General features: G+C 64.7%; 10 protein-coding genes. 9 read left to right on the top strand and 1 reads right to left on the bottom strand.

Annotated features, from left to right (window positions below):
• Positions 1-183: 183 nt before the first annotated feature.
• The 6 genes from dnaN to FM104_RS15290 all read left to right on the top strand — a co-directional run bounded on the left by dnaN (position 184) and on the right by FM104_RS15290 (position 8,426).
• On the top strand, positions 184-1,326 hold the full coding sequence (gene dnaN, locus FM104_RS15315) for a DNA polymerase III subunit beta (protein ID WP_087133115.1): 1,143 nt from the start codon (positions 184-186) through the stop codon (positions 1,324-1,326).
• An 85-nt stretch (positions 1,327-1,411) separates the two neighbouring features.
• Positions 1,412-2,611 (top strand): DNA replication/repair protein RecF, encoded by a 1,200-nt coding sequence (gene recF / locus FM104_RS15310; protein WP_087133096.1) that lies wholly within the window; start codon positions 1,412-1,414, stop codon positions 2,609-2,611.
• Positions 2,598-3,089, top strand: coding sequence for a DUF721 domain-containing protein (locus FM104_RS15305; RefSeq protein ID WP_087133095.1), 492 nt, complete (start codon positions 2,598-2,600; stop codon positions 3,087-3,089). Before recF ends, FM104_RS15305 begins: the two co-directional genes overlap by 14 nt.
• A 117-nt stretch (positions 3,090-3,206) precedes the next feature.
• Positions 3,207-5,264, top strand: coding sequence for a DNA topoisomerase (ATP-hydrolyzing) subunit B (gyrB, locus tag FM104_RS15300; protein ID WP_087133094.1), 2,058 nt, complete (start codon positions 3,207-3,209; stop codon positions 5,262-5,264).
• Between the two features lie 169 nt (positions 5,265-5,433).
• The gene (gene gyrA, locus FM104_RS15295; protein WP_087133093.1) at positions 5,434-7,989 is read left to right on the top strand and encodes a DNA gyrase subunit A; all 2,556 of its coding nucleotides are present in this window, start codon (positions 5,434-5,436) and stop codon (positions 7,987-7,989) included.
• 32 nt (positions 7,990-8,021) lie between these two features.
• Entirely contained in the window at positions 8,022-8,426 is a 405-nt protein-coding gene (locus FM104_RS15290; protein WP_087133092.1) for a DUF3566 domain-containing protein, read from the top strand.
• 191 nt (positions 8,427-8,617) lie between these two features.
• On the opposite strand, the gene FM104_RS15285 is transcribed toward FM104_RS15290, so the two are convergent.
• Positions 8,618-9,334 carry a VIT1/CCC1 transporter family protein gene (locus FM104_RS15285; protein WP_087133091.1) on the bottom strand — a complete coding sequence of 239 codons (717 nt, stop codon included), beginning with the start codon at positions 9,332-9,334 and terminating at the stop codon, positions 8,618-8,620.
• A gap of 118 nt (positions 9,335-9,452) precedes the next feature.
• On the opposite strand from FM104_RS15285, the gene FM104_RS15280 reads away from it, so the two are divergent.
• From FM104_RS15280 to FM104_RS15270, 3 genes are all read left to right on the top strand, one after another.
• The gene (locus FM104_RS15280) at positions 9,453-10,760 is read left to right on the top strand and encodes a sensor histidine kinase (protein ID WP_087133090.1); all 1,308 of its coding nucleotides are present in this window, start codon (positions 9,453-9,455) and stop codon (positions 10,758-10,760) included.
• Positions 10,748-11,434: a response regulator transcription factor gene (locus FM104_RS15275; protein ID WP_087133089.1), complete on the top strand. Its 687-nt coding sequence runs from the start codon at positions 10,748-10,750 to the stop codon at positions 11,432-11,434. Before FM104_RS15280 ends, FM104_RS15275 begins: the two co-directional genes overlap by 13 nt.
• Positions 11,431-12,078 (top strand): hypothetical protein (locus FM104_RS15270; protein WP_087133088.1); only part of this gene is annotated, 648 nt, incomplete at its 3' end. The genes FM104_RS15275 and FM104_RS15270, both read left to right, overlap by 4 nt.

Here is a 12,078-nt window from a genome sequence, read left to right as displayed (position 1 = left end):
CCACAGCTGTTAACACCGTTAAGAGATCTATCTGAGAAATGGGCGATCCGATCACCAGACGGATGTGGATCGAACGCAAACGACAACACCGAGAAGGTATCGGCACGAACCCTGTCTACGGCTAACATGAGATGGCCTGCAGTGGATCCGCTGCGCTGGGTGGACGACAACGAGGGAGCGCCCGTGAGGTTTCAGGTCAACCGCGATGTATTCAGCGAGGCTGTTTCGTTCGTCGTCAAGCTGCTGCCGCAGCGCAATCCGCAGCCGATTCTCGCTGGTGTGCTCATCGAAGCATCCGATCAGGGCCTGACGCTTTCCGCATTCGACTACGAGGCATCCGCCCGTACGACGATCGAAGCGACAGTCGATGAGCCGGGAACGATCCTCGTTCACGGACGTCTGCTGTCCGACATCGCGAGCCGTCTGCCGAACGCGCCCATCGAGATCGCTGTCGAAGAAGACGGCGGAATCACAGTCACCTGCGGATCAGCACGATTCACACTGGCATCCATGCCGGTTGAGGAATATCCTTCGATCCCCGAGGTATCCGGCACGACGGGCGTCGTGCCCGCCGAGGACTTCGGCACCGCGATCGCCCAGGTTGCCTTTGCCGCATCTCGTGACGATGTCACCCCCGTTCTCACCGGCGTGCAGCTCGAGGTGTCCGAAAACAACCTCAGCCTTGTGGCCACCGACCGCTATCGCGTCTCACTGCGCGATGTTCCGTGGGACGGCGAGGTCGCCGAGCAGGCAGCGCTCGTGCCGGCTCGCACGCTGACCGAGGTCGGCAAGACGTTCGCGCATGCCGGAAACATCGAGATCGCGTTCTCCGGTGCGGGTGACCGCGAGATCATCGCTTTCACCGCTGGCAACAAGACCGTCACTTCGCTGCTGATCAAGGGCAATTTCCCGCCCGTGCGCCGGCTGTTCCCCGAGCAGACCGACCACTACGCCGTGGTGAACACCGCCGACCTCATCGAGGCCGTCCGCCGTGTTGCGCTCGTGCTCGATCGCTCCGCCCCGCTGCGGTTCACGTTCACCAGCGACAGCGTGACGATGGATGCTTCGGGCAGCGAGCAGGCCCGCGCTTCCGAGTCGGTGGACGCGCACCTCAACGGAGGTGACGAGGTCACACTCGGCCTCAACCCGCAGTATCTCCTCGAGGCACTCGGCGCGGTCAAGAGCGAGTTCACCCGGGTGACGTTCACTTCGAGCGACAACGCCAACAAGCTCAGCCCGGTGCTGGTCACCAGCCAGACATCGGTGGATCAGGCGGGGCTGGATTCGTTCAAGTACCTCCTGCAGCCGAACCTGCTGCTGCGCTGACTGCCGCGCAGAGCCGGATCGCCCGGTTCCGGGACGGGTGTCAGGCCCGAGCCCGGTGTCAGAGCCGAAAGGTAGGCTGACTCTCGTGATCGTGGAACACCTGAACCTGGTTGATTTCCGCAATTACGCGACCGCTGAGCTCACTCTGCTCCGCGGGCCGAACGTTCTCGTCGGCAGCAACGGACAGGGAAAGACGAACCTCGCCGAAGCGATCGTCTTTCTTGCAACGCTCGGCTCCCACCGAGTGTCCTCCGATGCTCCAATGGTGCGCGACGGCAAAGACTTCGCCATCATCCGCGCTCGTCTTGTGCACGGCACACGCACGGTTCTGGCCGAGGTTCAGGTGAACCGACAGGGTACGAACAAGGCCCGCATCAACGGTTCGCCGTCGAAGACCAATGAGCTGCCTCGCTACGCCCACGTCGTGCTGTTCGCCCCAGAAGATCTGCAGATCGTGCGCGGAGATCCGTCATCCCGGCGCCGATTCACGGATCAGCTTCTGATTCAGCGTGCACCGAGGCTGGCCGGCGTGCTGGCCGATTACGACCGGGTTCTTCGCCAGCGCACGGCGCTGCTGAAATCAGCCCGAAGTCGTGGCGTCCGCGGTGAGGGGCTTTCCACGCTCGATGTCTGGGACGACAAACTCATCGCGCTGGGGTCCGAGATCATCCATGCCCGCATCCGCTTGGCCGCAGATCTGCAGGTTCCGCTGGCCGAGGCGTACGCGGCCATCGCCGGCGCCGACCATCGCCCGCAGCTCGAGTGGGCGCTGTCGGTTCGCGGCGGCGACCCCGAAGAAGACGAGGGCGAATCCGACGATGTGCGCGGTGAGATTGAAGATCTCTTCCGCACTCAGCTGCGCGAGAAGCGTTCAAAGGAAGTCGACCGCGGGCTGACGCTGGTGGGTCCGCACCGTGACGATCTCGTGCTGCGAGTGCGCGATCTGCCGGTGAAGGGTTATGCCTCGCATGGCGAATCCTGGTCGGTCGCGCTCGCTTTGCGATTGGCATCCGCAGAGCTGCTCCGCGCAGAGTCTCCGGCCGGCGACCCCGTGCTCATCCTCGACGACGTCTTCGCCGAATTGGATGCTGATCGCCGCCAGCGTCTGGCGGCACTGACCGCCGGATACGAGCAGGTGATCGTCACCGCTGCCGTCGAGGGCGACATTCCCGATGTGCTGCACCGTCATGTCGTGCGCATCAACGCGGGTACGATCAGCGACGAGAGAGACGAGACCGCCGCAGAGATTGCCGCCGAGACCGCCGAGGAGGATGCCGATGACTGACCCGCAGCCTCCTGAGACTGTTGCCACCTATCTGCGCCTGCGCGGGCTGAAGCCGAGTTCTTCGAAGTGGAAGCGCAAGCGTCGTGTCGCGATCGACGATGACAACGCTCCCTTCTCGAAAGGACGCGATCCCGGCACTCTCGGTGACGTGCTGCTGAAGCTCACCAAGGACTCTGGTTGGGAGAAGACTCTCGCCGCCGAAGACCTCGTGCGCCAGTGGGCCGAACTCGCCGGCGAAGACACGGCGAAGCACTCCGAGCCGGTTTCTCTCGAGCGAGGTGTGCTCACGGTGAAGTGCGATTCGACCGCCTGGGCGAAGAATCTGCAGTTCATGCGGGCGGTCATCATGACCGAGATCGGCAATCGCTATCCGGATGCCGGTGTGCAGAACCTTCGTTTCATCGGCCCAGACGTTCCATCGTGGAAATGGGGACCGCGCACCGTGCCCGGACGCGGCCCACGAGACACCTATGGGTAGGGCATCATGACCGCACCCTCACGCGCTCAGAAAGCCGTACACGGCGTTTAGGACGCGTTTTGTCCATCGAAACCCGCTAGAATGACAGGGAACCTTCGATGTGGAGCACAAACTCTGATGACGCCTGAAACCCCCGCTGCCGACAACGGATCGACGACTGGGGGCACCCCCGACGACACGTCGTCGCACAAGGTCACCGGCGATTATGGTGCCGATGACATTCAGATCCTCGAGGGACTCGAGGCGGTGCGCAAGCGCCCCGGCATGTACATCGGTTCCACGGGCCCGCGCGGCCTGCACCACCTCGTCTACGAGATCGTCGACAACTCCGTTGATGAGGCTTTGGCCGGCTACGCCGACAACATCGAGGTGACGCTGCTGCAGGATGGCGGCGTGCGCGTGTCCGACAACGGCCGCGGCATCCCGGTTGGTCCGCACTCCTCCGACCCGACGAAGTCCACCGTCGAGGTCGTGCTCACGATCCTGCACGCCGGCGGCAAGTTCGGCGGCGGCGCCTACGCCGTCTCCGGTGGTCTGCACGGTGTCGGATCCTCTGTCGTGAATGCTCTCTCCACCCGATTCGACGTCGAGGTGCGCCAGCTCGGGCACGTCTGGCGCCACCAGTTCGCTGACGGCGGCGTACCGCAGCAGCAGATCGAGAAGGGCGAAGAGACCGATCAGACCGGAACGACGATCACGTTCTGGCCGGACCCCACGATCTTCGTCGACACGGTCCATTTCGAGTACGACACCCTGCGCACGCGCTTCCAGCAGATGGCGTTCCTGAACAAGGGCTTGCGCATCTCGCTGCGTGACGATCGTCCGGCATCCACCTACGAGGTGGAAGTCGATGGCGTCCTCACCTCGAAGCAGCCGAGCGACGATTTCTTCTACGAGCGCGGTCTGGTCGACTATGTCGAGTACCTCAACCGGGTGCGCAAGGCCGAGGTCGTCAACGACGAGATCATCGACTTCGAGGCAGAAGACACCGAGCGCAAGATCTCGCTCGAGGTCGCGATGCAGTGGACCACCTCGTACACCGAGAACGTCTTCACCTATGCGAACACGATCAACACGCACGAAGGCGGCACGCACGAAGAGGGCTTCCGTGCAGCGCTGACCAGTCTCGTGAACCGCTACGCGCGAGCGAACAACCTGCTCAAGGAGAAGGACGAGAATCTCTCCGGCGACGATGTGCGTGAGGGCCTCACCGCGGTCATCTCGATCAAGCTCGGCGAGCCGCAGTTCGAGGGTCAGACGAAGACGAAGCTCGGCAACACCGAAGCGAAGACGTTCACGCAGAAGGTCGTCAACGATCAGCTCGGCGACTGGTTCGCGCGTAACCCCGCGCAGGCGCGCAATGTGATCCGCAAGGCGATCGATGCGGCGACCGCTCGGATGGCGGCCCGCAAGGCCCGCGAGACAGCGCGTCGCAAGAGCGTCTTCGAGTCGGCCGCGATGCCTGACAAGCTCAAGGACTGCACCAGCAAGGATCCCTCGATCAGCGAGATCTTCCTCGTCGAGGGTGACTCGGCCGGCGGCTCGGCGGTGCAGGGTCGCGACCCGCACACGCAGGCGATCCTCGCGCTGCGCGGCAAGATCCTGAACGTCGAGCGTGCGCGCCTCGACAAGGCGCTGGCCAACCGTGAGGTCCAGGCGATGATCCAGGCGTTCGGCACCGGCATCGGCGAGGACTTCGATATCGAGAAGGCCCGCTATCACAAGATCGTTTTGATGGCGGATGCCGATGTCGACGGCCAGCACATCACGACGCTGCTGCTCACGCTGCTGTTCCGCTACATGCGCGGCCTCATCGAGGCCGGCTTCGTGTACCTCGCGATGCCGCCGCTGTACCGGCTGAAGTGGACGAACTCCGCGCATGAGTACGTGTATTCGGATGCCGAGCGCGACGCGCTGCTGGCGCACGGCCAGGCCGCGGGCAAGCGGCTGCCGAAGGATGCCTCCATCCAGCGCTACAAGGGTCTCGGCGAGATGAACCCGAAGGAGCTGTGGGAGACGACGATGGATCACAACACGCGCACGCTCCAGCAGATCACCATCGAGGATGCCGCCGCGGCAGACGAGATCTTCAGCGTGCTGATGGGTGAGGACGTCGAGTCGCGACGCTCGTTCATTCAGCGCAACGCCAAGGACGTCCGCTTCCTCGACATCTGACCCCTTACACCCACCCCACCGCTGATCTCGACGGGGACACAACTTCAAAACGCAAGGGATTGCGGATGCCGCGTGAGCGAGCATCGGGAGGGGCCCGCGAAGCGGGAAGGAACCCGTTCTGCGAGCGAAGCGGTATCCGCAATCCCGACCACCGAGTACGGAAAAGAATATGACTGACGAAGAACGCCCCGAGCCGATTCACGAGCACGGCCGCATCGACCAGGTCGACCTGCAGTCCGAGATGCAGCGGTCGTACCTCGACTACGCGATGGCGGTCATCGTGGGCCGCGCGCTGCCGGATGTGCGCGATGGCCTCAAGCCCGTGCACCGCCGCGTCATATACGGCATGTACGACGGCGGGTTCCGTCCCGACAAATCGTTCTCGAAGTGCGCCCGCGTCGTCGGTGACGTGATGGGTCACTTCCACCCGCACGGTGACTCGGCGATCTATGACGCGCTGGTGCGTCTTGTTCAGCCGTGGTCGCTGCGGTATCCGCTCGCTCAAGGCCAGGGTAACTTCGGATCCCCCGGAAACATGGGTGCCGCCGCCCCCCGTTACACCGAGACGAAGATGGCTCCGCTCGCGCTCGAGATGGTGCGCGACATCGAAGAGGAGACCGTCGACTTCTCCGACAACTACGACGGTCAGACGCAGGAACCCGATGTGCTGCCGGCGCGGTTCCCGAACCTGCTCGTCAACGGCTCGGTCGGCATCGCGGTCGGCATGGCGACCAACATCCCGCCGCACAACCTGCGCGAGGTCTCAGCGGCAGCGCTGTGGGCTCTCGACAACCCGGGTCATCCCCGCGAAGAGCTGCTCGAAGGTCTGATGCAGCGCGTACCGGGTCCCGACTTCCCGACCGGTGCGCAGATCCTCGGCACCAAGGGCATCCAAGAGGCGTACCGCACCGGCCGCGGCTCGATCACGATGCGCGCGGTCGTCGAGGTGGAGGAGATCCAAGGACGCACCTGCCTGGTCATCACCGAACTGCCGTACCAGGTCAACCCCGACAACCTCGCGGTGAAGATCGGCGACCTGGCCCGCGAGGGCAAGATCACCGGCATCGCCGACATCCGCGACGAATCCTCTGACCGCACCGGTCAGCGTCTCGTCGTCGTCCTGAAGCGGGATGCTGTCGCCAAGGTCGTGCTGAACAACCTGTACAAGCACACCTCGCTGCAGGAGAACTTCGGCGCGAACATGCTCGCCATCGTCGATGGTGTGCCGCGCACGCTTGCGCTCGACGGGTTCATCACGCACTGGCTGGATCACCAGCTCGATGTGATCGTGCGCCGCACGCGCTTCCGTCTGCGCAAGGCGCAGGCGCGGATGCACATCCTGCAGGGCTATCTCAAGGCGCTCGACGCTCTGGACGAGGTCATCGCCCTGATCCGCCGCTCGCCGACGGTCGACGAGGCCCGCGAGGGTCTGAAGGTTCTGCTCGAGATCGACGATGACCAGGCACAGGCCATCCTCGACATGCAGCTGCGTCGACTGGCCGCCCTCGAGCGCCAGAAGATCATCGATGAGGCGACCGAGCTCGAAGCGCGCATCATCGACTACAAGGACATCATTGCCACCGAGGCGCGCCAGCGTGACATTGTGCGCCATGAGCTCACCGAGATCGTCGACCGTTTCGGTGATGACCGTCGCACGCACATCCTGCATGGCTTCGACGGCGACATGTCGATGGAAGACCTCATCCCGGTTGAGGAGATGGTCGTCACCGTCACCCGCGATGGCTACATCAAGCGCACGCGCAGCGACAATTACCGTTCGCAGCACCGTGGAGGCAGGGGAGTCAAGGGCGCGCAGCTGCGTGCCGACGACCTCGTCGAGCACTTCTTCGTCACCACCACGCACCACTGGCTGCTGTTCTTCACCGACAAGGGCCGGGTCTACCGCACCAAGACATACGAGGTGCCCGAGGCCGGTCGGGATGCCAAGGGTCAGCACGTCGCGAACCTGCTGGCGCTGCAGCCTGAGGAGAAGATCGCTCAGGTGCTCGCGATCCGCAATTATGACGCGAAGGATTACCTGCTGCTCGCCACCCGCACTGGCGTGGTGAAGAAGACGCGACTGGGCGACTACGACACCAACCGTCAGGGCGGCGTGATCGCCATCCGCATCCGCGAGGGCGACGAACTCGTCAGCGCGAAGCTGGTGAACAAGGGCGAAGACATCCTGCTGATCAGCAGCAAGGGCATGTCGGTCCGCTTCCATGCCACCGATGACGCACTGCGTCCGATGGGGCGTGCAACCGAGGGCGTGCGCGGAATGAAGTTCAAGAACGACGCTGACAGCCTGCTCTCGGCATCCATCGTCGACGAGGACTCGTACGTGTTCACCGTCACCGACGGCGGCTACGCCAAGCGCACGAGCGTCGCCGAATACAAGGTGCAGAAGCGCGGCGGAACGGGCATCAAGGTCGCGAAGCTGAGCGACGAAAGAGGTGTTCTCGCCGGTGGTCTGATCGTCGATGAGAGCGACGAGGTCTTGGTGGTTCTCTCCAGCGGCAAGGTGGTACGCTCTGCCGTGGTCGAGGTGCCTGCGAAGGGTCGCGACACCATGGGAGTCGTGTTCGCCCGGATGACGGGCGATGATCGCATCCTCGCGGTCGCACGCAACGCCGAGCAGGCCGCCGTGGAAGACCTCGAGACCGAAGCCGAGAACGCTGAGAACTCCGAGGCTCCGACTCCCGACACCGAGACCCCCGAAGCCTGATCGAAGACAGCGCGTAGCGCGAGGAGCACCATATGAGCACAGTGGCAGACAAGCTGGCGAAGAAGTCCACGCGCAAGACGGGCGGCAAGCAGGTTCGCCTGCGCCTGGTCTACGTCGACTTCTGGTCGGCCGTGAAGCTGTCCTTCCTCGGTGCGGTCGCGCTGGCCATCGTGACCATGGTGTCGTTCTTCCTCATCTTCATGGTGCTGCAGGCGACGAACGTGGTGGCGCAGGTGGGCGAGATCCTCGATCTGCTCACCGATGGCACCGTCGACCTCGAGAGCATGATCGGTCTGCCGCAGGTGATGGCGTTCGGCGCTGTCGTGTCGATCCTCAACCTCATCGTCTTCACCGTGCTCGGTGCGGTCGTGGCAGGTATCTACAACCTGGCAGTGAAGGTCACCGGCGGTCTGCTCGTCGGCTTCATGTCGAACTGACCCCCGCTTTGTAGGCGGACTCCGAAATCCTCCTTTCAATCGCAGAACGGGTGACCCCTCCCACTTCGTCGGTCCCTCCCCGATGCTCTTGAAAGGAGGATTTCTCCGTCCTCAGGTGCATGAATGGCCAGAGTTGCGCCCAGCGAGCAGGTGGGTGGCGGTCTCCAGATAAGCCCACAACATGCGGTGCCCTAAACGATTCCCGTGGTGCCGAGCAGGGTGCCGATGAGGTAGGTGGCGAGGAGCGCAAGCGCGCCGCCGAGCACCAGTCGCACAGACGCGCGTCCGGGGGAGGCGCCCCCGATCTTCGCCGAGACCACGCCGGTGATGGCGAGGGCGATCAGCACCGCGGCGAAGGTCACCGGAACGCGGATCCCGGGCGGTGGCAGCAGGATGGCCAGCAGCGGCAGCAGTGCACCGATCGTGAAGGAAACGGCTGACGAGAGTGCCGCATGCCAAGGGTTGACGAGGTCGTCGGGGTCGATGCCGAGTTCGACTTCGAGGTGCGCGGCGAGAGAATCATGCGCAGTCAACTCCTCGGCCACGAGTCGCGCGGTCTCGTTGCTGAGACCCCTTTCGCGGTACAGCCCCTGCAACTCGGCGAGTTCTTCGTCGGGCATGGTGCGCAGCTCTTCGCGTTCTTTGTGGATGAGCGCGCGCTCACTGTCACGCTGACTGCTGACCGATACGTATTCGCCAAGCGCCATCGAGATCGCACCTCCTACAAGGCCCGCGATGCCCGCGAGCAGCAAGGTCGAATTGTCCGAGGTCGCACCGGCGACGCCGACCACGAGTGATGCCACCGAGACGATGCCGTCATTCGCACCCAGTACGCCGGCGCGTAGCCAGTTGAGCTTCTGACCGAGCCCGCTTTCGTGCGGCTCATTCGGATGCGCCATAGTCGTCATGGTCTCCATCATGCTCGGTGTGCGACGCCATCGGCAGCCCCTGCTTAGGGAAAACCCGAAGCAAGCCGTCGGGCTGCCTCCGTGTCACAACTGTGGCGTGCCCCGTAGCTTTGATGGCATGACCACCTCGATTCCACCGGCACCGCCCGCTGCGCCGGTCGTGCCCGCCCCGACGGGCGCAGCATCGCGGCATGCTGTCACCCAGCCGCGGCGGATCTTCCTCACAATCCTCGAACTCGCCGCTCTCGGCGTGGTCGGCTCAGGCGTCGTCGCCGGGCTGAGTGCACTGCTCGGCGTCGGCATCGGCCTGGTCTTCCTCTTCGGCATCGGCCTCTTCGTACTGGCCGGCCTCGTCTACGCGCTCTTCGGCGTCGCCTGGTTCGAGGTGCAGCGGGTCAGCGACCTGTACCGGCTGCAGTTATCACCGCTGCAGTGGCGCCCGCGCACCCGCCCTGGTTTCGGCGGATGGCTGCGCAACGTCAGCCGGCAGGCGATCGACGGCCGCATGTGGCGGGCCGTCTTGAACTTCGTGATCGCCTGCGTCGGCGGCACCCTGGTGATCCGCCTCTTCGGTGGCATGATCTGGTCAGCGTTCCTCTCCTTCAGTCCCCTGCATGCGCGAGGTACCGTCGAGGGACCGTTCCGTTCGGTCATGGCCGTCGAATGGGCCCCGGTCGTCGGCATCCTCGGTATCGTTGCCGCGATGGCAGGCATTGTCGGAATCGCACTGCTGCACCGCGTCATCACCCGCGCTCTGGTGGTCCCTGGCCGCGAGGCGGAACTCACCGCGCAGGTGAAGACCACCAGCGCTCAGCGTGCCGGCGCCGTGCGCGCCGCCGAACTCGAGCGCACCCGCATCGAGCGCGACCTGCATGACGGCGTGCAGCCGCGGCTGGTTTCGGTCGGCATGACGCTGGGGCTCGCTCAGCAGAAGATCGACTCCGATCCCGCCGCCGCGAAAGAGCTGATCGGCGAGGCGCACACCTCGACGAAGGCCGCCATCACCGAGCTGCGTCAGCTCGCCCGTGGCATCCACACCTCCGTTCTCGACGACCGTGGGCTGGATGCTGCGCTGTCAGCGCTGGCCGGTCGGTCCCACATTCCCGTGCAGCTCGACGTGCGCATCGATGCCATGCCGGGCGGATGCCGGGATGCTGAGGCAGCCGTGTACTTCTCCATCGCGGAATCGCTGACCAACGCCGCCAAGCACTCCCGGGCGAACGAATGCCGGGTCGTCGTGCGCAGCCGCGACGGCGGGCTCTGGGCGCGGGTGGAGGACAACGGCATGGGCGGTGCGCAGGTGCAGCCAGGCGGCGGGCTCGATGGCATCACCAATCGGGTGCTGGCGGCGGGCGGCACCTTCCGGCTGGACAGCCCGGCCGGCGGCCCGACCAGCCTGGAGGTGACGGTGCCATGCGCATTCTGATCTGCGAAGATTCCGTTCTGCTGCGCGAGGGGCTCGTGCGTCTGCTCGAAGACAGCGGCCACGAGGTGGTCGCGGCACTTGCTGATACCGCCGGGCTTGTGGATGCCGTCAGGGAATCGACGCCCGACCTGTGCATCCTCGATGTGCGGCTGCCGCCGACGTTCACCGATGAGGGCATCCGCGCCGCGTTGGCGCTGCGGGTCTCGCATCCGTCGCTGCCGCTTCTCGTGCTCTCGCAGTATGTCGAGGAGCGGTATGCGAGCGATCTCATCGCCGCGCAGGGCGGCCCGCTCGGCTACCTGCTGAAGGACCGGGTGGCCGACGTCACCGAGTTCGTGGAATCGGTCGAGCGGATCGCCGCGGGCGCTACCGTGCTCGACCCGGAGGTGGTGGCGCAGCTGCTGACCCGACGAAACCGCGACGAACGGATGCTGCGCCTCACCGAACGTGAGCGCACGGTTCTCGCGCTGCTGGCGGAGGGCAAGTCCAACAATTCGATCGCCGGGATGCTGTTCCTCAGCGAGGCGAGTGTCGAGAAGCACATCACCTCGATCTTCCAGAAGCTCGGCTTCGACCCCGAAGACGGCAATCGGCGAGTGCTGGCCGCGCTCGCCCACATCGAGAATTCCGGGTTCGCGGACCCGAACACGACGAATCAAGGAGGCCTGTCATGAGTGCAGGAGCGAAGGGTGCGACGGTCGCGCTGGCGGTCGTCGGCGGACTGGTGCTGATCGGCACGGGTGCCTCGGCGGCGTTCGCCGGAGTGAGTCAGATCGGTGAGAAGCCCGCGGATGCCGAGGTGTCTGTGGTGGGTGTTCAGGGGGTGGATGCTGAGGTCAGCGGCGCCCAGCTGAACATCGGCTTCTACGACGGCGACACGGCAATGCTGCGCGCGGATGACGGTACTCTGCAGGGCTGGAAGCTGCGTCGTGATGGCAACGACCTCGAGGTGAGCAGCCCGCATCGGGGTTTCGACTGGTGGGGTCTCGGGTGGGGCGGATTCGGCTGGAACGGCGACGACGATCAGCAGGTGACGCTGCTGCTGCCCCAGTCACTCGCGGGACTTGATGCCGACCTCGAGTTGAATGCCGGCATCCTCACAGCCGACGGCGACTTCGGACAGATCGACGCCGACGTGAGCGCCGGCGCTCTGACACTGAATGGCAGTGGGAAGTCGCTGGATCTCACACTGACAGCGGGTCGCGCAGATGTGGAACTTGCTCGGGTCGAGAAGGCCTCATACGAGGTGACCGCCGGGCGCGTGACATCAACTCTCACCGAGAAGGTACCTCGGGCGGTGAAGATCGAGGTGTCAGCC

It is taken from the genome of Microbacterium esteraromaticum, assembly GCF_900163815.1.
Lineage (GTDB): Bacteria > Actinomycetota > Actinomycetes > Actinomycetales > Microbacteriaceae > Microbacterium > Microbacterium esteraromaticum_B.
The sequence above is the reverse complement of the archived record's forward strand: the minus strand, read 5'-3'. Positions and strand labels throughout refer to the sequence as shown.